Genomic DNA, 23,685 nt, shown 5'->3' with positions numbered 1-23,685 from the left:
GTGAGCATTTTTGCTTCCTGAAAAGTGGCAGCTTATCGTTGGTCTCAGTTTCCTCAGGTAATGGGGCGCAAAGATGGCGGCAGTAGGGAAGTTCCCGCGCACAGGCGGTTAAATGCCCATCAATCTGAACAATCCGAAGTTGTTTTGGCGGGGCTTTGACGGAAGGCGTTCAAAACGCGGTGAAATGGTGCCGCTCCGTGCGCATCCCGCGCTTCTGGAATTCCGCGTCCGCTTCGGTGTGGGGCGGGGTGGCCTCTTGCGGCAGGCGGATGCGCTTGCCGCTGCGCAGGATCAGCGTGGCGCGCACCGAGAAATCCCAGCGGGTGTCAAAACGCACCCGCTCAATCTCGCTGAGCCGGGCTTCACCGCTCAGCCCGCCGCTGAACCACTCGATCCGGGTTTGCGATATTTTAAGCCCTGCCAATGGGTTGCGGATTAGGTCCCAAAGGGCGGGCAGCACCGGCAGGGCCAGCAGGACCACCAGCCACAGGGCTGCATCCAGCACCAGCCGCAGCACCAGCAGCGCCGCCAGCCAGCCGCCCGTTGCCAGCATGGCAGCCGGGGAGCGGCCCCGGCGGGAGAAGCTGTAGTCCTCCGCCGGGGCAGGTGTTCCAGGTGCGTCAGGCATCCAGGATACGGGTGACCATTTCGGTGGTGTCGCGGCTCAGGCCTTCTGTACCCGCAATGCGGGTCAGCTGGGCGCGGATCAGCGACTGGCGGCCGGCGTCATACCGCTTCCAGGTCTGGAAGGCGGCGCACATGCGGGCGGTGGTCTGCGGGTTCAGCTTGTCCAGCGCGATCAGGTTTTCGGCGAGCAGCTGATAGCCTTCGCCGCTGGCATGGTGGAAGCCCGCATGGTTGCCCGCCAGCGCCCCCATTACTGCGCGGAAGCGGTTCGGGTTCTTCATGTCAAACAGCGGATGGCGGGTAAGCTCCGCGGCGGTGGCGGCAGTCTTCTCTGGTGCGGCACAGGCGATCTGCAGGGCAAACCACTTGTCCATCACCAGCCGGTCTTCCTGCCACTGATCAAAGAACGCTTGGCTTTGCGACTCGCCCTTCTCCGCCTTCATCAGCGCGCCAAGTGCGGCGTATTGCTGGGTCATATTGTCCGCTGCCTGATACTGGCGCGCGGCCTGCTCGCCGCCGTCGAGACGGGTCAGCAGCGACAGGATGCGGCCGTTGAGGGCACGTTTTCCGGCGCCCTCGGCGTCCGGGACATAGGGGCCGTCGACCGTAGTCGCGGCATAGAGCCGGGGCAGGCTGGTTTCCAGCTGCTGCGCCAGGGTCTGGGCAAAGGTCTCTGCCGCATCATAGATCTTTTGCGGATCGGGGGTGAAACCGCGCTCATGCAGGGTCTGGGCGATGTCGGACTGGCTGGGCGGCGTCAGCACCAGGGCGCGGAAGGCCGGGTCCTGATCGTCATCGCGAACCAGTTTCTCCAGCGCGTCCAGATAGGCCGCATCGGGGGCGGCCCCGTCCAGCACCATCGCCACGCGGCTTTCCTTAGCCAGCGCGTTGCCCGCCTCCCAGCGGTTGAACGGGTCGGTGTCATGGGCCAGCAAAAAGGCCCGCTCGGCGTTGGTGGTCTCGCGCTCCAGGATCACCGGCGCGGAGAATTCGCGCAGGATCGAGGGCACGGGTTTGGAGGCGAGGCCCTCAAAGGTGAAGCTTTGCTTGGCTTCCGTCAGCTCCAGCACTTCTGTGCCGCGCACTTCGTCGCCGTTGGGGGACAGCAGGCCCACGGCCACCGGGATCACCCGCGGGTCCTTCTCCGGCTGGCCGGGGGTCGGTGGCGTCGATTGCTCGAACGTCAGGGTATAGGTGCCGTCTGCATAGTCCTCGGAGACCTTCACCCGCGGGGTGCCCGCCTGGCTGTACCACAGCTTGAACTGGCTGAGGTCGCGGCCGGTCGCATCCTCGAACACTTTCAGCCAGTCCTCGATGGTGCAGGCCTGGCCGTCGTGGCGCTCGAAATACAGTTTCAGCGCCTTGTAGTAGTTCTCATCCCCGACCAGGCGCTTCAGCATCCCGATCACCTCGGCACCTTTCTCATAGACCGTGGCGGTGTAAAAGTTGTTGATCTCCTGGAACTGCTCGGGGCGCGGCGGATGGGCTAGGGGGCCGTTGTCCTCGGGGAACTGACGGGCGCGCAGGGTGATCACGTCGTCTATGCGCTTCACCGGCTCGGAGCGCATGTCTGCGGTGAACTGAGCGTCGCGGAAAACGGTCAGCCCTTCCTTGAGACACAGCTGGAACCAGTCGCGGCAGGTGATGCGGTTGCCGGTCCAGTTGTGAAAGTACTCATGGGCGATAATCGCCTCAATTCGTTCGAAATTGGCATCTGTGGATGTCTCAGGTGACGCCAGAACGCAGGAAGAGTTGAAAATATTCAACCCCTTGTTCTCCATCGCGCCCATGTTGAAGTCATCAACGGCGACGATGTTGAACAGCTCCAGGTCGTACTCAAGCCCGTAGACGTCCTCGTCCCACTTCATCGATTTCTTCAGCGCCTCCATGCCAAAGGCGCATTTGCCCTCGTCGCCGGGGCGGACCCAGATGTTCAGCTCCACCTCCTTGCCGGATTTGGTGGTGAAACTGCCGGGGTGGTTCACCAGATCGCCCGCCACCAGCGCAAACAGATAGGCCGGCTTCGGCCAAGGGTCATGCCACTCGGCCCAGCCTTCGCCCTGGCCCATCGGGTTGCCGTTGGAGAGCATCACCGGCTCGTCGCCCTCAATCCGCACGGTGAAGGTGGACATCACGTCAGGGCGGTCGGGGTAGAAGGTGATCTTGCGGAAGCCCTCGGCTTCGCACTGGGTGCAATACATGCGGTTGGACATGTAAAGCCCCTCCAGCGCGGTATTGCCGGCCGGGTTGATCTCCACTTCGGCTTCCCAGGTGAAGGGGGCGCTGGGCACCTCGCATTTGAGGCCGCCTTCCAGCAATTCCGGTGTCACCTCTTGGCCGTCGATCTTGGCAGAGATCAGCTGCAGCTCCTCGCCATTCAAAAAGAAGGTTTTGTCCGCTGCATCCGGCTTGGGCGCAAAGCGGATCTTGCTGAGAACGCGTGTGGTTTCCGGTGCCAGGCGGAAGGTCAGATGGACGCTTTCGACGTCATATCCGAAGGGCGTGTAATCCTTCAGGTAAAAGGTCTTGGGGGCGGTGGCGGGGCTTGCATCGTTCACGGCGGAACCTCGTTTTTATGGAACCGGAGCGGGGTCCGGCACGTAGTTACCATAGTCGTAGGCAACACCGGGCGGAGCGGCAAGCCGTCCTGCGCCTCAATTTGTTTTGGAAAAGGAGTTCAGCCATGTCCGCGCCGGATACCAACGTCGACCGTCAGACGGAGAAGCACAAACCCTCGCTGCTGGGGATCGGCGCGGTTGTCGTCTTTGCGGTAATTGCTCTGGGGCTGTTTCTGCTGATGGTGTTCGACCGGGGCGGCGAACAGGACAAGGTGGAAACACCGGCCACCGCCGCCGAGGTGCAGGCGGTGATTGACGGAACTGCGGACTGACAGGCTGCCTGACTTTGTGATTTTCCGGGGTGTGCAGGGCGGCCTGTGCACCCTTGATGCGTTTCAGGTGCCCGCAGCTGAAGCATATTCGGAATTCTTTTCGGCACTTTCTTGAAAAACAAGAAATTGCGTTTGGTTTCACCGATGGGCTGTTTTGTTGCTGATCGGAAACTTCTGCCCTAACTAGGTATCAGCATACAGTGGTGTACCGCCGGAAGGAGCAAGACATGAGCCGGGTCGAGAAACAGGGAATTCAGGTGGCGCCGGAACTGGCGGATTTTATTGAGAAGCAGGCGCTGCCCGGCACCGGTGTCGAGGCCGAGACCTTCTGGAAGGGCCTGGCGGAACTGGTGAACGGTTTCGGGCCGGAAAACCGGGCTCTGCTGGCCAAGCGCGAGGACATTCAGGCCAAGATCGACGCCTGGCATATCGCCAACCGCGACAAGCCGCACGACCACGAAGCCTACAAGGCGTTCTTGTCCGATATCGGCTACCTGCTGCCCGAGGGCGGCGATTTCGGGATCGAAACCCAGAACGTGGACCCGGAGATCGCATCGGTGCCCGGCCCGCAGCTGGTGGTTCCGATCACCAACGCCCGCTATGCGCTGAACGCGGCGAACGCCCGCTGGGGCAGCCTGTATGACGCTTTCTACGGCACCGACGCGATGGGCACGCCAGCGCCCGCGGGCGGTTACGACAAGGGCCGCGGCGCACGGGTTGTGGCGCGGGCGCGGGTGTTCCTGGACGAGGCCTTCCCGGTGGAGGGCACCAGCCACGCCGATGCGCGCCGCTACCATGTGCAGGACGGCCAGCTGCTGATCGACGACCTGCCGCTGGCGCAGCCGGAGAAATTCGCAGGCTACCGCGGCAACCCCAAGGCGCCGGAATCCGTGCTGCTGCGCAACAACGGGCTGCATGTGGAGCTGGTCTTTGACCGCGCCCATGCGATCGGCGCGCGCGATCAGGCGGGCCTGGCGGATGTGCGGCTGGAAAGCGCCATGTCGGCGATCATGGACTGCGAGGACTCGGTCGCCTGCGTTGATGCCGAGGACAAGGTTCTGGCCTATTCCAACTGGCTGGGCCTAATGAAGGGCGATCTGGAGACCAACCTGGAAAAAGGCGGCAAGACCATCACCCGCCGCCTGAACCCCGATTTCGGATTCACCGCGCCGGATGGCACCGCCAAGACCGTGAAGGGCCGCGCCCTCTTGTGGGTGCGCAACGTCGGCCACTTGATGACCAACCCGGCGGTTCTGGATAAGGACGGCAACGAGGCCTTCGAGGGGCTGCTGGACGCGCTGATCACCGTGCTGATCGCCAAGCACGACCTGAAACGCGACGGCGGCAACTCCGCCCTGGGCTCGGTCTATGTGGTGAAGCCCAAGATGCACGGGCCGGAAGAGGTCGCCTTTACCGACCGGATCTTCGACAAGGTCGAGGATATCCTGGGCCTGCCGCGACACACCGTGAAGATCGGGATCATGGATGAGGAACGCCGCACCTCGGTCAACCTCAAGGAATGCATCCGCGCCGCCAGGCACCGGGTGGCCTTCATCAATACCGGCTTCCTCGACCGCACCGGCGACGAGATCCACACCTCGATGGAGGCGGGGCCGTTCTCCCGCAAGGACTTCATCAAGCGCAAGGCCTGGATCGGCGCCTATGAGAACCTGAATGTGGATATCGGGCTGGAATGCGGGCTGTCCGGCAAGGCGCAGATCGGCAAGGGCATGTGGGCGATGCCCGACATGATGGCGGCGATGCTGGAGCAGAAGATCGAGCATCCGAAATCCGGCGCCAACTGCGCCTGGGTGCCGAGCCCGACCGCCGCGACGCTGCACGCGCTGCATTACCACAAGGTCGATGTGTTTGCGGTGCAGGAGCGGCTCAAGGCCGGCGGCCGCCGCGCCCATGTCGATGGCATCCTCGAAATCCCGCTGGCGACCTACCGCAAATGGACGCCGCAGCAGATAGCCCGCGAGGTCGACAACAACGCGCAAGGCATCCTGGGCTACGTGGTGCGCTGGATCGACCAGGGTGTCGGCTGCTCCAAGGTGCCGGATATCAACGACGTCGGCCTGATGGAGGACCGCGCGACCTGCCGGATCTCTGCTCAGCACATCGCCAACTGGCTGCATCACAGCGTTGTTTCCGAGGAGGAAGTGATGGGCAGCTTGCGCAAGATGGCCAAGGTGGTGGACGAACAGAACCGCGGCGACAACAGCTACCGTCCGATGGCGCCGGGCTTTGACACCATTGCCTTCCAGGCGGCTTGCGATCTGGTGTTCAAGGGCCGGGTGCAGCCCTCCGGCTATACCGAGCCGGTACTGCACGCCCGCCGTCTGGAGTTGAAGGCTCAGGAAGCGTCAGCCTGATTGCGTCAAACTGACCCTGGAAAACAGTTTCCCGGAATTGACGGGTAGTCAAAGGGGGCCTTTTGGCCTCCTTTTTCCTTTCGTAACGTAACGTAACGTCAGCGGGAGGAAGGCCACTCATGGCAGGGATTTCATTGGATCAGGCGCGCACCATCATCCGGGCGGCGCTGGAATGCGGGCGCGGGATGGATTTGAAACCGTTGTCGGTCGTGGTGCTGGATGCCGGCGGCCACGTGCAGGCGTTCGAGCGCCAGGACGGCGCCGCGCCGGGCCGGTTTGCCATCGCCCATGGCAAAGCCTTTGGCGCGGTGATGCTGGGCATGGCGGGCACAGCGCAAATGGCCCGCGCAGAAAGCCAGGCCTATTTCATGGCTGCGGTGAACGGGGTTTACGGCGGCCAGGTCGTACCTGTGCCGGGCGGAGTGCTGGTCAGGAACGGCTCTGGTGATGTGATCGGGGCCGTAGGCGTAACCGGCGACACCTCGGACAATGACGCCGCCGCCGCGGTGGCCGGAATAGAAGCTGCTGGCCTGCACGGCGAAATCTGACGACAACCCCCTCCCGCCGGGGCTTGAGGGAAGCCCGCTCAATAAGACGGGAGAGGGCCCTGCTCATAAAGCGGAAGGGGGGTTCTGCTTCAGAGCAGACGGCGGGCGCGTTTAGGGCAGGATGACGGCGTCAATCACGTGGATGACGCCGTTTGACGCTTCGATGTCCGCAGCGGTCACCGCAGCATCATTGATTTTTACCCCGTCGCCCATCGACACGGTGATCTCTTTTCCCATAACGGTTTCCGCGGTCATGCCATCGCTCAGATCCGACGACATCACCTTGCCCGGCACCACATGATAGGTGAGGATTTCGGTCAGCTGCGCGCGGTTTTCCGGCTTCAGCAGGGTTTCGACCGTGCCTTCGGGCAGGGCCGCAAAGGCTTCATCGGTCGGCGCAAACACCGTGAACGGGCCATCGCCCTGCAGCGTTCCCACCAGATCAGCAGCGGTCAGCGCGGCTGCCAGGGTTTCGAACTGGCCGGCTGCGGCGGCCGTCTCGACAATGTCCTTGGACCCGGCCGGCACGGCCGACGGTACGGAAAGGCCGAGGGCAATGGCAAACGCAGTCACGGAGAGGCGGTTGAAAAACATGAGACATCCTTTCTGTCAGGCGCCAGCGGGAGGAGGGCAGATAGGTCTGGCACAGATAGCTTGACATGCAAAAAATTTGCATGAGATACACGTTTGTGTGAGGTGCATTTTTTTTGCACTTGGGTAAAATTTTCCAAAAAGGATTGCCCCGGAGGTTAAAAACCATGAGCAAGCCCATGCTGTCCGAGACGCTTCAGGAAGGCCTGGAGGCCTATAGAATCGGCCCCAAGCTGCGCAGTCTGCGGCAGGGGAAGGACATGGGGCTGGCGCAGCTGGGTGAACATACCGGTCTGTCAGCAGCGATGCTGTCGCGCATCGAACGGGGGCAGGTGTTCCCGACTTTGGCGACCCTGCTGCGCATCGCGATGGTGTTCGGCGTCGGCCTTGATCATTTTTTCGGCCCGGGCGAGGACGCGCCGGTGCTGGAGGTGGTGCGGGAGCGGGACCGGCTGAAACTGGGCGACAAGACGGACGGGCCGCTGTCTTATCTGTTCGAGAGCCTGGATTTCCCCGTGACCAAGGGGCGGTTCCAGTCCTATCTGGCGGAGTTTTCCGGCAACGGCGCCGAAAGCGCGCCGCACGCGCATCCGGGCGCGGAGATGATCTATGTGATTGAGGGCGGTCTGGAACTGGGCATCCACGGCCGGACCGAGGTTCTGGACAGGGGCGACTCGGTCTATTTTGATGCCGGGTTCGCCCACAGCTACCGGGCGGTGCCGGGGCAGCGGTGCCGTGCGCTCGTGGTGGTCTCGCGGGACAGTGTGCCGGACAGCCCGTCGGGCTGAGCCGGGACGGCAAGCCGCCTGCTGACGCAGGGTTGTGCAGGTGTGAACACTGTGTTGCTCTGCGCCGCCTGTTGAACCCGTGCAGTGTCAGGGCTAGGTTTTTCTTCAGGAAATGAAATTACGAGTGGATCATGACGCGACCCAAGGTTGGCATTATCGGCAACTCCTATCTGCTTAACGATCAGTACCCCGTGCATGCGGGCGGCACGATGAATTCCGAAGCAATTGCCGAGGTCGCGGGCTGTATGCCGCTGATGATCCCCTCCGACCCGCGCTTTGTCACCGTCGAGGAGCTGCTTCAGACGTTCGACGGCTTCCTGCTGACGGGCGGGCGGCCGAACGTGCACCCGCATGAATACGGCGAGGCGGAGACCGAGGCGCATGGGGCCTTTGACCGGGCGCGCGATGCCATCACCCTGCCGCTGGTCCGCGCCTGCGTGGAGCGCGGCCAGCCATTCCTGGGCATCTGCCGCGGCTTTCAGGAGGTCAACGTGGCAATGGGCGGCACGCTCTATCCCGAAATCCGCGATCTGCCGGGGCGAATGAACCATCGGATGCCGCCGGACGGCACGCTGGAAGAAAAGTTTGCCCTGCGCCACAGCGTCCGGTTCAGCGCCGGCGGTGTGTTCCGCCAGCTGTTCGGCGCTGAGGAAGTGATGACCAACACTCTGCACGGCCAGGGCATCAAGCGTCCGGGCGCCCGGGTGGTGGTGGACGGGCACGCGCCCGATGGCACACCGGAGGCGATCTTCATCAAGGACGCGCCGGGCTTTACCCTGTCGGTGCAATGGCATCCGGAATGGGATGCGGCCAGCGATCCGGTATCACGCCCCCTGTTCGAGGCATTCGGCACGGCGGTGCGGGCCTGGGCGGATGGCACAGCGCAGCCTGGTTTTCAGAAATCCGCGTAGGTGTATTTGGTTAAAAGGTTTGGGTATGAAAGGTGATTTCGAAGACGGCGCGCCCCGGCAGACGGGCACGTACAGGATCCGGCAATTCAAGGCAGGCGATGCGGCGGACTTGGCGGAGGTGTTCCGCTCTGCAGTGCATGGCATCGCAAGCCGGTTCTACACGCCGGAGCAGATCAACGCCTGGTGCCCCGGGGCGCCGCCTGCCGAAGCCATCGGGCAGAAGCTGTCCGACGGGCGGGCGGTTTGGGTTGCGATCGGAGAGGACGATACGCCGGTGGCCTTCATCGACCTTGAATCCGACGGCCATATCGACATGCTGTTCTGCCACCCCGGCGCCGCGGGGCAGGGTGTTGCGGCGGCGTTGTACACCAGGCTGGAAACGGCCGCACTGCGCCAGGGGCTTGGGCTGCTGTATGTTGAGGCGAGCGAAGCCGCGCGCGGTTTCTTTGAGCGGCAGGGCTTTGCCGTGGACCGGCGGCGCGTTTTTGAACGCCGCGGCGTGAAGATCCACAACTACCGGATGGTCAAGATCCTCGACTGATCCGGTGTGGCGGCCTGCCCGCAGCGGGGCAGACCGCTTTACGCTCAAGTCAGCAGATCGAAGTCATGCACCAGCGGCAGCCGCCGCGCCCGTTTTCCCGTCAGGTCGAACAGCGCGTTTGCCAGCGCCGGGGCCGCGGGCGGCGTGCCGGGTTCGCCCGCGCCGCCGATATGGGCTTGCTCTTGCAGAATGCGCACCTCCACCTGCGGCATCGTGTGCATGCGGATGGCGTCGTAATCGGGGAAGTTCATCTGCTCCGCGGCGCCTTCGGCAAAGGTGATCTCGCCGAACATCGCCGCCGACAGCCCATAGGCCATGCCGCCGGACATCTGCGCCTCCAGGTTTCGCGGGTCCAGCGCAACACCCAGGTCAGCGGCGATCCACGCTTTTCGAAGGCGGATGCCGCCCTCTTCCTCGGCAACTTCAATAACCTGCGCCACCGGGGTGCCAAAGCTGTAGGTCATGGCAACACCGCGGCCCACGCCTTCGGGCGTCTTACCGGTCCAGTCGGACATCTCCTTGACCGCCTCCAGCACTTTGGCGGCGGGGGCCCATTCGTCGCGCGCCAGCTCGAGGCGGAACTCCATCGGGTCGGCACCCGCGGCGTGGGCCAGCTCATCCACAAAGCTCTCCATGAAAAAGCCGTTGATCGAGGCGCCGACAGAGCGCCAGAAGCCCACCGGCACCTGCAGATCGGCGGCATAGCCGCGGATGCGGTAGTTAGGGATGCCATAGGGCTGGTTGAAGGCACCGTCGGTCAAGGCAGTGTCCGGGCCGCTCGGCGACAGGCCGATCCAGCGGTTCATCGCCTGCGCGGTGGGGGACTGGCCGGCAATCTGCCCGTCCAGCAGCAGCGCCTTGCCATCCTTCACCGCACCGCGGAACCGCGCCGCCGAGGCCGGGCGGTAGAAGTCATGGGTCATGTCCTCCTCGCGGCTCCAGGTCAGCTGCACCGGGGTGCCAGGCATCTTCCCGGCAAGGCGCGCGGCATAGACGGCAAAGTCGACTTCGCCCCGCCGCCCGAAGCCACCGCCCATCAGAGTGGTGTTCACTTCGACCTGCTCCGGCTCGATCCCCAGCGCCTTGGCGCAGTGGTCGCGGACCAGCATCGGCCCCTGGTTGCCGCACCAGATCTGCAGGCGGCCGCCATCAAACAGCGCCGTTGCGTTGAGCGGTTCCATCGTGGCGTGAGCCAAGTACGGCACCTCGTATTCCGCCGTCACCTTCTGCGCGCCGTCCGGCAGGGTGGCGGCGTCGCCGTCGTCGCGCAGGGTGGAGTTCGGCTCGGCGTCAAACGCCGCGCGGATCGCACCGGAGATCTCTGCCTGCGTGGCCGGGACCGGGGCCGCGCCCCAGTCGAACTCGATGGCTTCCAGCGCCTGAATCGCCAGCCAGGTGTTGCTGCCGACAGCGGCAACCGCATCGCCAAGATCCGCAACCGTTTCGATGCCCGGCATCTGCAGCGCGGCCGCGGCGTCAAAGCCATTCATCGCGCCGCCCAGATGCGGGTTCGCCTTCAGCGCGGCAAATTTCATCCCGGGCAGGCGCACATCAATGCCGAACTGCGCGGTGCCGGTTGCCTTGTCCGCCATGTCCACCCGCGGCTGGGATTTGCCCAGCAGCCGCCATTCGCTGCGCGGGCGCAGAGGGGCGTCGACCGGCTCCAGCCGGGCCGCATCTGCTGCCAGCCCGGTATAGGCGATCTCCGCTCCATCCGGCGCCACTACTTTGCCCTCCTGGGTGCTGAGCTGGCTGCGGCTGACGCCAAGGCGCTGGGCGGCGGCCTCCTTCAGCGTTTCCCGGGCAGAGGCCCCGGCCAGCCGCATCCGCTCGTACCCGTCCTTCATTGAGGTCGAGCCGCCGGTCACCTGCAGATCCAGCAGCTTGCCCGCCTGGCCCAGCAGTTCGCCCAGCGAGTGCATGAACCTGGACTTGTCATAGCCGGTGCTGGGCAGCGCCTCGCTCATCAGGGCGGAGTTGTAATAGGCCTTGGCGGCGGGTCCGTGCAAAACCTCCACCTGCTCCAGCGTCACGTCCAGTTCCTCGGCGATCAGCGCAGCCCAGGTGGTGTGCACGCCCTGGCCCATCTCGGCGCGCGGGGCGATCAGGGTGATCTTCTGGTCTGAGATCATTACAAAGGGGTTGAACGCCACTTCCCCGTCTCCGGGCTTCAGCGGGTTCGGGGCAGGGCGGCTGACGTAATAGGCGCCAAAGGCCACCCCGCCGACGATGGCGGCAGACCCGATCAGAAAGGAGCGGCGGGCGATTTTCTTGAAACTGGCCATGGGTTACGCCTCCTGGATCTTCTTTGCGGCGGAATGGATGGCGGCGCGGATGCGCGGGTAGGTGCCACAGCGGCACAGGTTGCCCTGCATCGCCTCGTCAATCTCCGCATCCGAGGGCGCCGGGTTTTCCGCCAAGAGGCTCGCCGCCTGCATGATCTGGCCGGACTGGCAGTAGCCGCACTGCGCCACCTGATGCTCCACCCAGGCCTGCTGGATCGCAGCCATCGCATCCGGCGTGCCGAGGCCCTCGATCGTGGTCACCTCGCCCCAGACATCCGACAGCGCCACCTGGCAGGAGCGCACGGCCTCGCCGTCAATCTGCACGGTGCAGGCGCCGCAGGCGGCCACGCCGCAGCCGAACTTGGTGCCGGTGAGGCCAACCTCATCGCGCAGCACCCACAGCAGGGGGACGTCATCAGGCAGGTCCACCTGATGGGATTTTCCATTGATGCGAAGCGTGGTGGACATGGCGTGTCTTCCTTTGCTGGGTCGCTGACAAATGTAATCGAAAGTGTCAGTATGTCAATTGACATTTTTTACAAACAATGTCAGAAGCAAAATCATGAACATGGCAGGCATAGACCCAAAACAGCAGGCAATCCTTGAGGCCGCCTGGGCGGCGTTCTCCACCTATGGGTTCCGCAAGACCTCAATGGACGACATCGCCAAGGGGGCAGGCATGTCGCGCCCGGCGCTTTACCTGCATTTCAAGAACAAGGAGGCGATCTTCCGGGCGCTTGTGGCCGCGTATTACGGCACTGCGGCAGAGAACGTCCGCGCCGGGCTGGCCTCTGAAGGCACCTTGTCAGACCGCCTGCTGGCCGCGTTCAGGGGGCAGGGCGGCGAAGCGATCGAGTCGATGATGTCCTCACCCCACGGGATGGAGCTGTTTGAGATCACCAAAAACGTCGCGGGTGAGGAGATCGAGGCGGGCGAAGCGGCCTTGCGCGGGCTTTACGCCGGCTGGCTGCAGCAGCAGGCAAAGGCCGGGCAGGCGGCGCTGAACGGCGATGCTGCGGTGATCGCGCAGACGATTTGCGCGTCCCTTAAGGGCATCAAGCAAACTGCCGCGGATTTCGCCGCCTATCAGGCCGGGGTGCGTCAGCTGGCCGCCCTGTTCGGGGCCGGGCTGACGCCGCGCTGAGGGGCGGGCCGGACGCACCGGCCCGCGCGCGCATTACAGTTCGGTGCGCAGGTGCCAGAGCTCGGGGAACAGCTCCACCTCCAGCATCCGTTTCAGATAGCTGACACCGCCGGTGCCGCCAGTGCCGCGCTTGAAACCGATCACGCGCTCCACCGTGGTCACGTGGTTGAAGCGCCAGCGGCGGAAGTAGTCCTCGAAATCCACCAGCTTCTCGGCCAGTTCGTACAGCTCCCAGTGGGCCTCGGTATCGCGGTAGACCTCTGTCCAGGCGGCCTGCACCGCCTCATGCGGCTGATAGGCCTCCGACACATCGCGGTTCAACACTTCATCCGGCAGATCAAAGCGCTGCGCCAGCGCCTTCAGCGCCACATCATAGAGCGACGGCTGCTTCAGTTCCGCCTCCAGCAGCGCCAGGATGTCCGGGCGGTGGGCGTGCGGGCGCAGCATCGCCTTGTTGCGGTTACCCAGCATGAATTCGATCTGCCGGTACTGGTGCGACTGAAAGCCTGAGCTTTGGCCCAGTTCGTCCCGGAACGCGGTGTAATCCGACGGCGTCATGGTGCGCAGCACGTCCCAGGCGGAATTGAGCTGCTCGAATATGCGCGCCACCCGCGCCAGCATCTTGAACGCCTGCCGTGCCTGGCCGCCCAGCAGCCGTTCGCGGGCGGCGCTCAATTCATGAATGGCCAGCCGCATCCACAGCTCGGAGGTCTGGTGCTGGATGATAAACAGCATCTCGTCATGGGTGTTGGTCCATGTCTTCTGCGCGTTCAGCAGCATGTCGAGCGACAGGTAATCGCCATAGGACATGCGCCCGTCAAAGGACATCTGGGCGCCGTCGTCGGCGGGATCATAGGGTTGGGTCATCGGATCATTCCTTTTCCTAAATGCAGTATATGTCAGGGAAAGGAATGCGTCCTCCGGTTCAGGGTGCCGCATTGGGCCAGACGGCGCCACAGCGCAACCCAGCCCGCCGGGCGGCAGAGCGGCAGATGGTATGCGCGGCGCTGCCGCATCAGGTGACCGCGTGGCGGACCATGTATTCCGGCCGGTCCCACAGGGCGTTTGTCATGACGTCAGCGATGATCTCCGCCGCGGCGCGCACGTCGCCTTCGTCAATGTACAGCGGGGTGAAGCCGAACCGCATGATATCCGGCGCCCGGAAATCGCCGATCACGCCGCGGGCAATCAGCGCCTGCATCGCGGCATAGCCCTCGTCGAACTTGAACGACACCTGGCTGCCGCGGAACGCAGGGTCGCGCGGCGAGGCCAGCTCCAGCTGCGGGCAGCTCTTCTCGACTTCGGCGATGAACAGGTCGCACAGCGCGATGGACTTGGCGCGCACGGAGTTCATGTCCGCCATGTCCCAGATATCCATTGCCGACTCGAGCGCGGTCAGCTGCAGGATCGGCGGGGTACCGACGCGCATCCGGTCGATGCCGTTGCCGGGCCGGTAGTCGAGATCAAAGGCAAAGGGCGCCTCATGCCCCAGCCAGCCGGACAGGGCGGGGCGGGCGGTCTCTGCGTGGCGCGGCGAGACATAGATGAAGGCCGGCGCACCGGGGCCGCCGTTCAGGTATTTGTAGGTGCAGCCCACCGCGAAATCCGCATGGCACCCGGCCAGATCCACCGGAATGGCACCCGCCGAATGGGCCAGATCCCAGACCGTCAGCACACCCAGCGCGTGGGCCTTTTCGGTCAGCACCTTCATGTCGTGCTTGCGGCCGGTGCGGTAATCCACCTCGGTGATCATCAGCACCGCGATCTCATCGGTGATCGCGTCCTCGACCTCCTCCGGGTCCACGACCCGCAGCTCATAGTCCGGCCCCAGCGATTTCAGCAGCCCGTCTGCCATATACAGGTCGGTGGGGAAGTTGCCATTGTCCGACAGCACCACCTTGCGGCCCGGGTTCAGCTCCAGAGCTGAGGCCACCGCCTGGTAAACCTTGATCGACAGCGTGTCGCCCATCACCACATGGCCCGGCTCCGCCCCGACCAGCCGCCCGATCCGGTCCCCCAGCGCCTTGGGCTTGTCCATCCAGCCGGCCTTGTTCCAGCCGGTGATCAGCATCTGCCCCCATTCGTCCTGCATCATCGACCCGACCCGCTCCCGGGCGGCGCGGGGCAGGGGGCCCAGCGAGTTGCCGTCCAGATAGATCACGCCTTCCGGCAGGTCGAACATTGCCTTGGTTGCAGCAAAATCGGTCATTGGGGCCTCGCGTGCCTTGAGGTATTTCAAGCTTAAAGCTTTTTGAAGGTGCTATCGCATCCGCATCATTCTGTCCAGTGCCTAGCGCTTGGCGGGCTGCGGGTCCGGAATGCCCAGCTCGGCGCGCTTCTTCTTGGACAACTTCGCGGTGACCATCTGATAGGACTGGGTGATCTGGTCCTTCAGCTCCGAGTCCGAAAGGCCGTCGTCGTCAAATTGCTGCAGCCATTTCATCCCGCGCGACGCCAGATAGGGCGCCGGGCGGACACCGGGGCGCTCCTGCAGCACTTCAAAGGCAAAGTCGCCGGCCTTGAAGGTGAAGGCATCCCTGCCGTCAGCCCAGCCGCAGACCGCAAACAGCTTGCCACCCGCCTTCCAGACGTCCGCATTGCCCCATTGCACCACGTGCTCAGCCGCCGGAAAGCTGGCGCAGAAGCTGTTGAACGCCTCCCGGTCCATCAGGTCTGCCCGCCCGCAATCTCGATGCACTGGCCGTTCACCGATCCCGACCCAGGCCCGCACAGCCACAGTGCCGCGGCGGCGACCTCGCTGGGCTCGATCAGCCGCTTGTGGCGGTTGGCGTTCACCATCACGTCCATTGCCTCCACCGCGCTCATACCTGCGCGCTGCGAGATCGCCGTGACATTGCGCTCGACAATCGGGGTGTCGACATAGCCGGGGCACAGCGCGTTAAATGTAAATGGCGTGCCCAGGTAATCCTCGCTCAGCGCCCGGGTCAGGCCGATCATCCCGTGTTTGGTGGCAGAATAGCAGGCCGCTCCCTTGAGCCCCCGCAGCCCGGCGATGGAGGACACGGTGATCACCCGTCCCCAATCAGTCTCCCGCATCGACTTGAAACACTCCCGGATGGTCAGAAAGGCCCCGTCGAGGTTGGTTGCCATCATGTTGCGCCAGAATTCCATCGAGGTCTTGTGCAGGGCCGCACCCTCGGCCACGCCTGCATTGGCAACACAGATCTGAACCGTTCCGCGCGCCGTCACCGCAGCCTCCACCTTGGCCGCCACGTCCGCCTCGCTGCGCACATCCATCGCCAGCGGATGCAGGCCCCCCGTGGCAACCTGCTCCAGAACCTCCTGCCTGCGCCCGGTGATGGTGACCTGCGCGCCCTCAGCGGCCAGAGCCTGGGCAATCGCAAGCCCGATCCCGGTGCCGCCGCCGGTGACCAGCGCGTGTTTGCCTTGCAATGTCATGTTACTCCGGACCTCCCTGTTTTGCGGGCCAGCCTAACCGGGCCGCGGCATCTGGCAACCCCGCCGTGCCGTCACGCCGCATGGGCAAGGCGTTTACAGTCACATTCGCATGTGTGAATGTCGCTGCAAACCTTCAGGGAGATTTCCGATGAAAGCCATTGCCGCCCTCAGCGCAGCCTTGTGCATCGCTGCAACCGCCCAAGCCAGCGAAGACATCGCTGACCAGTACCCCCAGTCTGAGCTGTATTCCAAACCGGTGGAGGTCATCCCTAATGTGTTCTCCGCCATCGGCGCCACCGCGCCGCCCACGTACGAAAACGCGGGCCACAACAACAACCTCTCCTTTATCGTAACTTCCGAAGGCGTGGTGGTGGTGAACGCCGGTGCCTCCGATGCCCTGGCCAAGGCGCTGCACGACGAAATCAAGCAGGTGACGGACCAGCCGGTGGTGCTGGTGATCAACGAAAACGGCCAGGGCCACGCGATGCTGGGCAACGGCTACTGGCGCGACTTGGGCGTGGACGTGCTGGCGCATGCCGAGGCGATTGCCGAAACGCAGGAAAACAGCGACCTGATCCTGCAGCGGATGCGCGGCTACAACAAGGACCGGGCGGGGCAGACCCGTGTCGAACACGCCAACCTGTCTTTCGAGGACCGCTATGACCTCTCCCTGGGCGGGGTGGAAATGCAGGTGCTGCACCTCGGCCCGGCGCATGATCCGGGTGACATCCAAGTCTGGATCCCGGAGTGGGACCTGTTGATTGCCGGCGACATCGCATTTCACGAACGCATGCTGCCGGTGTTCCCGCACACCTGCACCAAATGCTGGATCGAGACTTGGCAGGACAAGCTGGAACCGCTTGACCCCGCCTATGTGATCCCGGGCCACGGCCACCCGACCAATTTGCCGCAGGTGCGGCGCTACACGCTCGACTACCTGACCGACCTCCGGGCCAAGGTCGGCGCCCATATTGAGGCGGGCGGAGACCTCGCCAGCGCATACTATGTTGACCAGGAGCGCTGGAAGACCCTGGACACATTCGAGGAACTGGCAACCAAGAACGCGGGCCGGGTTTTCGAGGAAATGGAGTGGGAGTGAGCCGGCCCCGCTGCGGTACACAAAAATATACTTAGGCAAACCGGTGAATTTGTGCAGGATCATGCCGCAAGCCGGAACAGATTCGTCGTTTCTGCGGCACGAAGGGCATTTTGTCCTTTTCTTTCAGTCCCGGCCGAACCGGTCTGGACGGCCAGGACGGATAAGGGAAAACTGCCCGCGATGTGCATGATTTCAGGACATATTCTGCAAGGGGGCAGGGCCTGATGAAGTGGTTCGATGTGCCGCCGGTCTGGCTCGCGGGCTTTGTCCTGGCCGCGTGGCTGCAATCGCGGCATTTTCCGGTCGGGCTCTCCTTCGGCGGCGCCTGGGCGGAGTTCCTGGGCGGTATCCTCCTGGGCGGCGGACTTCTGCTGGCGCTGCTCGCCATCACCGAGATGCGGCGGCAGAAGACCACGGTCCTGCCGCATCAGACACCCAGCCGCCTGGTGCAGTCGGGCATCTTCAGCCGCAGCCGCAACCCGATCTACCTGGGCGATGTGCTGATCCTGGCGGGCCTCATCCTGTGGTTCGATGCGGTACTGTCGCTGCCGCTGATCCCGGTTTTCCTCTGGGTGCTGGAGAAGCGTTTCGTCATTCCCGAGGAAGACAGGATGCGCCGGACGTTCCGCGCCGACTGGGCCCGTTATGAACGGAAAGTGCGCCGCTGGATCTGACCGGAACGCGGCATTGCGGCATGACTTTGCGGCAACGCAGCAAAATTCTTGCGCAACAATCTTGCGCATTGTAGAGAAAATCATTGTGATCCGTACCCAGAGGATGCTGGCACGGGCAGGACGAGGGGGACCGACAAGGTGAAAATAGGAACACCAAAAGAAACATTTGCGGGTGAAAACCGCGTAGCGATGACGCCGGACTCTGCGCGTCAGCTGCAGAAGCTGGGGTATGAGTGCGCGATCGAGGCCGGGGCCGGGGCGGCGGCGGGGTTTTCCGATGCCGCCTATGAAGCGGCCGGGGTCGAGATCATCAAGACACCGGCGGCGCTGTGGAAGGCGGCCGATATCGTCGCCAAGGTGCGCCAGCCCGACGCCACCGAGCTGAAGCGGCTGACCAAGGGCAAGACGCTGATTTCCTTCTTCAATCCGGCAGGAAACGAAGAGGGCATGGAGCTCGCCAAGGCCAAGCGCGCCAATGTGATCGCCATGGAAATGGTGCCGCGGATCTCCCGCGCGCAGAAGATGGATGCGCTCAGCTCCATGGCCAATATCGCGGGCTACCGCGCGGTCATTGAGGCGGGCAACAACTTCGGCCGCTTCTTCACCGGCCAGATCACCGCCGCGGGCAAGGTGCCGCCCGCCAAGGTGCTGGTGGTCGGCGCCGGTGTTGCGGGCTTGGCGGCGATTGGCACCTCGACCAGCCTGGGCGCCGTCACCTATGCCTTCGACGTGCGCCCCGAAGTGGCCGAGCAGGTTGAATCCATGGGCGCTGAGTTCGTCTATCTCGACTTCGAGGAGGAGCAGCAGGACGGTGCCGCCACCGGCGGCTATGCCGCTGTCTCCAGCCCTGAATTCCGCGAAGCGCAGCTGGCCAAGTTCCGCGAGCTGGCGCCGGAGGTCGACATCGTCATCACCACCGCCCTGATCCCCAACCGCGACGCGCCCAAGCTGTGGCTCGCCGACATGGTGGCAGCGATGAAGCCGGGTTCTGTGATCGTCGACCTGGCGGCGGAGCGCGGCGGCAACGTCGAGGGCACGGTGAAGGACGAGAAAGTGGTGACGGACAACGGCGTCACCATCATCGGCTACACCGATTTCCCCAGCCGGATGGCGGCGCAGTCGTCCAGCCTCTACGCCACCAACATCCGCCACATGATGGCCGACCTGACGCCGGAGAAAGACGGCCAGGTCAACCACAATATGGAGGACGACGTGATCCGCGGCGCCACCGTGGCGTTTGAGGGCGAGATCACCTTCCCGCCGCCGCCGCCCAAGGTGCAGGCGATTGCGGCCAAGCCCAAGGAAACCGTGCCGGAGCTGACGCCGGAGGAAAAACGCGCCAAGGAAATCGAGGCCTTCAAGGCGCAGACCAAGAGCCAGGTCACGATGCTGGCAGGCGGCGGCGCGCTGCTGCTGCTGGTCGGGCTCTTCGCGCCGGTCAGCTTCATGCAGCATTTCATCGTCTTTGCGCTGGCCTGTTTCGTGGGCTTCCAGGTGATCTGGGGCGTCGCGCACAGCTTGCACACGCCGCTGATGGCGGTCACCAACGCGATCTCCTCGATCATCATCCTGGGCGCCCTGATGCAGATCGGATCGGGCAGCTTCCTGGTGATCCTGCTCGCGGCGCTCAGTGTCTTCATGGCCGGGATCAACATCTTCGGCGGCTTCCTCGTCACCCGGCGCATGCTCGCCATGTTCCAGAAATCTTAAAAGAGGGGCCGAACAAATGGATTACGGTTTCACCACCGCCGCCTATGTCGTTGCGGCTGTTCTGTTCATCCTGTCGCTGGGCGGGCTTTCCAACCAGGAAAGCGCCAAGCGCGCGGTCTGGTACGGCATCGCCGGCATGGGGCTGGCGGTTTTTGCCACCCTTATCGGCCCCGGTTCGGGCCTTTGGCTCTTGTCGCTGCTGCTGATCGCGGGCGGCGGCATCATCGGCACCTATGTCGCCAAGCGGGTGCAGATGACCGAGATGCCGCAGCTGGTGGCGGCGATGCACTCGCTGGTCGGCCTGGCCGCGGTGTTTGTCGGCTTCATCGCCCATTTCGAGATCGGAAATGTGGCATCCGCTGCCAGCACCGATGAGCTCGGCACCTTCGCCAAGCTGATCGCCAAGAAAACCCCGGCAGAGATCGCTTTCCTGCGCGTGGAGCTCTTCCTCGGCATCTTCATCGGCGCGATCACCTTCACCGGCTCGGTCATTGCCTTCGGCAAGCTGGCGGGCAAGGTCACCTCGGCCGCGACCAAGCTGCCGGGCGGCCACATGCTGAACGCCAGCGCCGCCGGCCTCTCCTTTCTCTGCCTGATCTGGTACTTCAATTCCGGCGGCTTCCTGCCTCTGCTGCTGATGACGCTGGCGGCGCTGTTCATCGGCTACCACCTGATCATGGGCATCGGCGGCGCCGACATGCCGGTGGTGGTCTCGATGCTGAACAGCTACTCGGGCTGGGCCGCGGCGGCGATCGGCTTCAGCTTGGGCAATGACCTGCTGATCGTGGTCGGCGCGCTGGTCGGCTCTTCCGGTGCGATCCTCAGCTACATCATGTGCAAGGCGATGAACCGCTCCTTCATCTCGGTGATCCTGGGCGGCTTCGGCGGCACCGCGGGTCCTGCGATGGAAATCGACGGCGAGCAGATCGCCATCGACGCCGACGGCGTCGCGGCGGCGCTGGAGGAGGCCGACAGCGTGGTGATCATCCCCGGCTACGGCATGGCGGTGGCGCAGGCGCAGCAGAACGTGGCCGAACTGACCCGCCGCCTGCGGGCCAAGGGCAAGGAGGTGCGCTTTGCCATCCACCCGGTCGCAGGCCGCCTGCCGGGCCACATGAACGTGCTCCTGGCCGAGGCCAAGGTGCCTTATGACATCGTGCTGGAGATGGACGAGATCAACGACGATTTCCCGTCCACCGACGTGGCCATCGTGATCGGCTCCAACGACATCGTGAACCCTGCGGCGCAGGAGGACCCCAACTCGCCGATCGCCGGCATGCCGGTCCTGGAGTGCTGGAAGGCGAAACAGGTCTTCGTCTCCAAACGCGGCCAGGGCACGGGGTATTCGGGTATCGAGAACCCCCTGTTCTTCAAGGAAAACACCCGCATGTTCTACGGCGATGCAAAGCAAAGCCTCGATACGCTGCTGGGCATGATCCAGTAAGCCAACGGTCATATGACAACGAAAGGCGCTCCAACCGGGGCGCCTTTTTCTTTTTGGATCCTTCATCTGGCTGAAAACATCCCGGGGGAGGCCCGCGCGGGCCGGGGGCAGAGCCCCTGCAACACCTGCATTGTATACTATTGCATCCTGCTAACGCATTGAAATAAAACATTTCTGTACATGTTTGCAAGGGCTCTCTATGGTCGGCGGCATTGCCCCGGAGACCAGAATGCCCCCGATCCAGGATCACCCCTTGCGCTACACGCTCACCAATGAGCTGCACGCCCGCCCGTTCCCCGCCATGACTTGCCCCAGCACGGTTGTGTATCTGGCGGTCAAGCAGCCGAACGAGGCGGAACACCGCGACCGGATGCAGGATCTGAAGCATCTGACCGATCTGCTGGACCGCCACGGCGCGCCGCACCCCAAGCCGGGGGCGACGCATCACGCGGCGCAGATCGGCCGCCACATGATCAAATGGGAGCAGCACACGGAATTCGTCAGCTACACCGTCTACCGCGACGGCGTCAGCGCGCGGGCTTTTGATCCTGCGGATTTTGATGTCTTTCCCGCAGACTGGCTGGCAGAGGCCCCCGGCCAGCGGATCACCTCCGCGCTGATCCGGGTTGTGCCGCGCACCAAGGCGGCGGAGATGAAGGAAACCCTGCATGACTGGTTCGTGCCGGAGAGCCTTGCGGTCTCGCAGGTGCTGGACGACAGCGCCGTGGTGGCCGGGGATTTCCGCATCGATCCGGCCGGGCACATGCGGTTCGCGGTGCTGCCGAATGCCGAGACCGGCAGCCAGCGCATCGGGCGGATTGTCCAGCGCCTGTGCGAGATCGAAACCTACCGGGCAATGGCTATGCTGGGGTTCTCCCGCGCCCGCGGCCTGACTCCGTCGATCAGCGCGATGGACACGCATCTGAGCGAGATGATGGTGGAGATGACCGGCGGGTCCACTCCGGCCGAGCAGACCCTGTCGCAGCTGCTGACCGTCTCGGCTGAGCTGGAGGCGATGGCCGCACGCTCTGCCTTTCGCTTCAGCGCAACAGGGGCTTATGACGCCCTGGTCAATCAGCGGGTCAGCCTGCTGCGCGAGGACCGGCACGAGGGATTCCAGACGCTTGCGGAATTCATGCTGCGCCGGTTCGAACCTGCCATGCGCACGGTGAAATCCACCGAAAAGCGGCTGGAGACCCTGGCGAACCGGGCGCGCCGGGCAGGGGAGCTGCTCCGGACCCGGGTTGATGTGGAGCGCTCTGCGCAGAACCAGGCGCTGCTGGCCAGTATGGACCGCCGCTCGGACATTGCCCTGCGCTTGCAGCACACGGTGGAGGGGCTGTCGGTGGTGGCCGTCAGTTACTACGCGGTGTCTCTGGTCTCAGACTTCTTCCTGCCGTTTGCAGAGAGGTACGGGGTCAGCAAGAAACTCCTGATCGCAGCGGTTACCCTGCCGGTTGTTGCCTTGGTGTGGCTGGGGATCCAGCGGATCCGGAAGAAGCTGCACTAAGCGCGGCGTTCATGCCGAGGCCGCCTAGGGCAATGAACGCGAGCGCCAGCAGGGCGGCGAGGCTGAGCGTCGGGATGCCGGCCAGCCCGGCGCCCACGGTGCAGCCGCCCGCCAGCACGCCTCCCGCGCCCATCAGCACCGCACCAGCCAGGTAACGGCCGGTTTGGCGCGGGCTTTCGAAGCTTTGCCACTGGAAGCTGCCGCTGAGCACCGCTGCGGCCAGCGCACCCAGCAGCACGCCGCCGACAAGGCCAGGTCCGAAGCCCGCAGGGATGGAGCTGGAAGCGATCACGAAGAACAGTGTATCGGCAGCGGGCGCAGTGAAGGAGAGGCTCTCCATCGCGATGGGATCAAACTCGTCATAGAGGACGAAGCCTGTTCCAACCCAGGCCACAGGCACTAGCATGCCGAGCAATGCTGCGCCCGAAAGTGTCAGCGCCCGATTGCCGGAGCGAGAGGCGACAATCAGCGCGGCAGCCGCTATCACCGCACTCCACAGCAGTGCGCCGCCGGGCAGGGCTGCAAGGGAGATCTGCTCGCCCGCAAACAGCGTGACCGATCCAAGTGCGGTGCGGACCGGCGCCAGCACACCCTTCAGCGTCGCATGGGCGGTGATGGCAAAGACCGCAATCACCATTAGTGCCCGCAGGTTGCCGCTGCCCGCCAGCACCAGAAGGCGCGAGGCGCAGCCGCGGGTCAGGATCATACCGGCGCCGAACATCAGCCCGCCAAGTGCAATCGCCAGCAGCGGCAGATCCTGCGCCATCAGCCGGTGTTCCGCAAAGCCGATCCAGCCCTGCGCCACGGCCGCCTGGGTGCCAATGACCGCTACAGCCAAAGCCATGGCCCAGACACCTGCGGCCTGACGCCGGTCCTCTCCCGTCAGCGCGCGGCGGAAGCAGAAGCGGGTCAGCTGCGCCAGCGCGCCGAACAGGGCGCCGATGCCAAGCGCAAACAGGACGGATGCCTCCCGTGCGGTGGTCTCTTCAAAGCCGAATGTTTCGAACATGGCGCTCTCCAGTTGCGGATTCGGAACGTTTTCCCGCAATGGCGGGTTCGCCGCACCGCCGCAAGTGCCGGGCGGTTTGCGGAGCTGGGTAAAGGCGGAACAAAGTTCCGGCCTGGGCG

At 64.2% G+C, this 23,685-nt stretch carries 22 protein-coding genes; 12 read left to right on the top strand and 10 right to left on the bottom strand.

All coding sequences use genetic code 11. The features are described 5' to 3' along the window. Positions 1-169: 169 nt before the first annotated feature. Together AC5STI_RS07575 and pepN are read right to left on the bottom strand one after the other, a co-directional pair. Entirely contained in the window at positions 170-628 is a 459-nt protein-coding gene (locus AC5STI_RS07575) for a hypothetical protein (protein WP_495446239.1), read from the bottom strand. Further along, entirely contained in the window at positions 621-3,185 is a 2,565-nt protein-coding gene (gene pepN, locus AC5STI_RS07570; RefSeq protein ID WP_495446238.1) for an aminopeptidase N, read from the bottom strand. The genes AC5STI_RS07575 and pepN overlap by 8 nt, the downstream gene beginning before the upstream one ends. 125 nt (positions 3,186-3,310) lie before the next feature. Here pepN and AC5STI_RS07565 point away from each other — a divergent pair, with 125 nt between their 5' ends. The 3 genes from AC5STI_RS07565 (at position 3,311) to AC5STI_RS07555 (ending at position 6,440) form a co-directional block, all read left to right on the top strand. Beyond that, positions 3,311-3,517, top strand: coding sequence for a hypothetical protein (locus AC5STI_RS07565; RefSeq protein ID WP_475046453.1), 207 nt, complete (start codon positions 3,311-3,313; stop codon positions 3,515-3,517). Positions 3,518-3,744: 227 nt separating this feature from the next. Beyond that, positions 3,745-5,892 (top strand): malate synthase G, encoded by a 2,148-nt coding sequence (locus AC5STI_RS07560; RefSeq protein ID WP_495446237.1) that lies wholly within the window; start codon positions 3,745-3,747, stop codon positions 5,890-5,892. 119 nt (positions 5,893-6,011) lie between these two features. Then, positions 6,012-6,440: a GlcG/HbpS family heme-binding protein gene (locus tag AC5STI_RS07555; protein WP_495446236.1), complete on the top strand. Its 429-nt coding sequence runs from the start codon at positions 6,012-6,014 to the stop codon at positions 6,438-6,440. Positions 6,441-6,551: 111 nt separating this feature from the next. Here AC5STI_RS07555 and AC5STI_RS07550 read toward each other — a convergent pair whose 3' ends face one another. Further along, complete coding sequence (locus AC5STI_RS07550) at positions 6,552-7,034, bottom strand: fasciclin domain-containing protein (RefSeq protein ID WP_475046447.1); 483 nt, start codon at positions 7,032-7,034, stop codon at positions 6,552-6,554. 164 nt (positions 7,035-7,198) lie between these two features. On the opposite strand from AC5STI_RS07550, the gene AC5STI_RS07545 reads away from it, so the two are divergent. The 3 genes from AC5STI_RS07545 (at position 7,199) to AC5STI_RS07535 (ending at position 9,271) form a co-directional block, all read left to right on the top strand. After that, complete coding sequence (locus AC5STI_RS07545) at positions 7,199-7,819, top strand: helix-turn-helix domain-containing protein (RefSeq protein ID WP_475046445.1); 621 nt, start codon at positions 7,199-7,201, stop codon at positions 7,817-7,819. Between the two features lie 131 nt (positions 7,820-7,950). Next, positions 7,951-8,730, top strand: coding sequence for a gamma-glutamyl-gamma-aminobutyrate hydrolase family protein (locus tag AC5STI_RS07540; RefSeq protein ID WP_495446235.1), 780 nt, complete (start codon positions 7,951-7,953; stop codon positions 8,728-8,730). 25 nt (positions 8,731-8,755) lie between these two features. Continuing rightward, positions 8,756-9,271 carry a GNAT family N-acetyltransferase gene (locus AC5STI_RS07535; protein WP_495447739.1) on the top strand — a complete coding sequence of 172 codons (516 nt, stop codon included), beginning with the start codon at positions 8,756-8,758 and terminating at the stop codon, positions 9,269-9,271. Positions 9,272-9,315: 44 nt separating this feature from the next. Here the strand turns inward: AC5STI_RS07535 and AC5STI_RS07530 are convergent, their stop codons facing one another. Both AC5STI_RS07530 and AC5STI_RS07525 read right to left on the bottom strand, forming a co-directional pair. Next, on the bottom strand, positions 9,316-11,556 hold the full coding sequence (locus AC5STI_RS07530) for a xanthine dehydrogenase family protein molybdopterin-binding subunit (RefSeq protein WP_495446234.1): 2,241 nt from the start codon (positions 11,554-11,556) through the stop codon (positions 9,316-9,318). 3 nt (positions 11,557-11,559) lie between these two features. Further along, the gene (locus AC5STI_RS07525) at positions 11,560-12,024 is read right to left on the bottom strand and encodes a (2Fe-2S)-binding protein (RefSeq protein WP_495446233.1); all 465 of its coding nucleotides are present in this window, start codon (positions 12,022-12,024) and stop codon (positions 11,560-11,562) included. Between the two features lie 94 nt (positions 12,025-12,118). On the opposite strand from AC5STI_RS07525, the gene AC5STI_RS07520 reads away from it, so the two are divergent. Then, on the top strand, positions 12,119-12,700 hold the full coding sequence (locus tag AC5STI_RS07520) for a TetR/AcrR family transcriptional regulator (protein ID WP_495446232.1): 582 nt from the start codon (positions 12,119-12,121) through the stop codon (positions 12,698-12,700). Between the two features lie 33 nt (positions 12,701-12,733). Here AC5STI_RS07520 and kynA read toward each other — a convergent pair whose 3' ends face one another. The 4 genes from kynA to AC5STI_RS07500 form a co-directional block, all read right to left on the bottom strand. Further along, positions 12,734-13,567 (bottom strand): tryptophan 2,3-dioxygenase, encoded by an 834-nt coding sequence (gene kynA, locus AC5STI_RS07515; protein WP_495446231.1) that lies wholly within the window; start codon positions 13,565-13,567, stop codon positions 12,734-12,736. 148 nt (positions 13,568-13,715) lie between these two features. Then, entirely contained in the window at positions 13,716-14,909 is a 1,194-nt protein-coding gene (kynU, locus tag AC5STI_RS07510; protein WP_495446230.1) for a kynureninase, read from the bottom strand. A gap of 81 nt (positions 14,910-14,990) precedes the next feature. Then, positions 14,991-15,368, bottom strand: coding sequence for an MmcQ/YjbR family DNA-binding protein (locus tag AC5STI_RS07505; RefSeq protein ID WP_495446229.1), 378 nt, complete (start codon positions 15,366-15,368; stop codon positions 14,991-14,993). Next, on the bottom strand, positions 15,368-16,120 hold the full coding sequence (locus AC5STI_RS07500) for an SDR family NAD(P)-dependent oxidoreductase (RefSeq protein ID WP_495446228.1): 753 nt from the start codon (positions 16,118-16,120) through the stop codon (positions 15,368-15,370). Before AC5STI_RS07500 ends, AC5STI_RS07505 begins: the two co-directional genes overlap by 1 nt. A gap of 148 nt (positions 16,121-16,268) precedes the next feature. Between AC5STI_RS07500 and AC5STI_RS07495 the strand changes: the two genes are divergently transcribed. From AC5STI_RS07495 to AC5STI_RS07475, 5 genes are all read left to right on the top strand, one after another. After that, the gene (locus AC5STI_RS07495) at positions 16,269-17,219 is read left to right on the top strand and encodes an MBL fold metallo-hydrolase (RefSeq protein WP_495446227.1); all 951 of its coding nucleotides are present in this window, start codon (positions 16,269-16,271) and stop codon (positions 17,217-17,219) included. Between the two features lie 224 nt (positions 17,220-17,443). Then, positions 17,444-17,893: a methyltransferase family protein gene (locus AC5STI_RS07490; protein ID WP_495446226.1), complete on the top strand. Its 450-nt coding sequence runs from the start codon at positions 17,444-17,446 to the stop codon at positions 17,891-17,893. A gap of 138 nt (positions 17,894-18,031) precedes the next feature. Continuing rightward, positions 18,032-19,603 carry a Re/Si-specific NAD(P)(+) transhydrogenase subunit alpha gene (locus AC5STI_RS07485; RefSeq protein ID WP_495446225.1) on the top strand — a complete coding sequence of 524 codons (1,572 nt, stop codon included), beginning with the start codon at positions 18,032-18,034 and terminating at the stop codon, positions 19,601-19,603. A gap of 16 nt (positions 19,604-19,619) precedes the next feature. After that, complete coding sequence (locus tag AC5STI_RS07480) at positions 19,620-21,047, top strand: NAD(P)(+) transhydrogenase (Re/Si-specific) subunit beta (protein WP_495446224.1); 1,428 nt, start codon at positions 19,620-19,622, stop codon at positions 21,045-21,047. 229 nt (positions 21,048-21,276) lie between these two features. After that, positions 21,277-22,557, top strand: a complete 1,281-nt coding sequence (locus AC5STI_RS07475) for a DUF3422 family protein (RefSeq protein ID WP_495446223.1) — start codon at positions 21,277-21,279, stop codon at positions 22,555-22,557. Here AC5STI_RS07475 and AC5STI_RS07470 read toward each other — a convergent pair. Then, positions 22,493-23,566 (bottom strand): YeeE/YedE family protein, encoded by a 1,074-nt coding sequence (locus AC5STI_RS07470; RefSeq protein WP_495446222.1) that lies wholly within the window; start codon positions 23,564-23,566, stop codon positions 22,493-22,495. The two genes, AC5STI_RS07475 and AC5STI_RS07470, sit on opposite strands and share 65 nt — an antisense overlap. Positions 23,567-23,685 lie beyond the last annotated feature (119 nt).

It is taken from the genome of Leisingera sp. CC-HEC096 (genome assembly GCF_059429235.1).
Note: the sequence above shows the minus strand (reverse complement) of the source record. Positions and strands in the feature narration are given on the sequence as shown.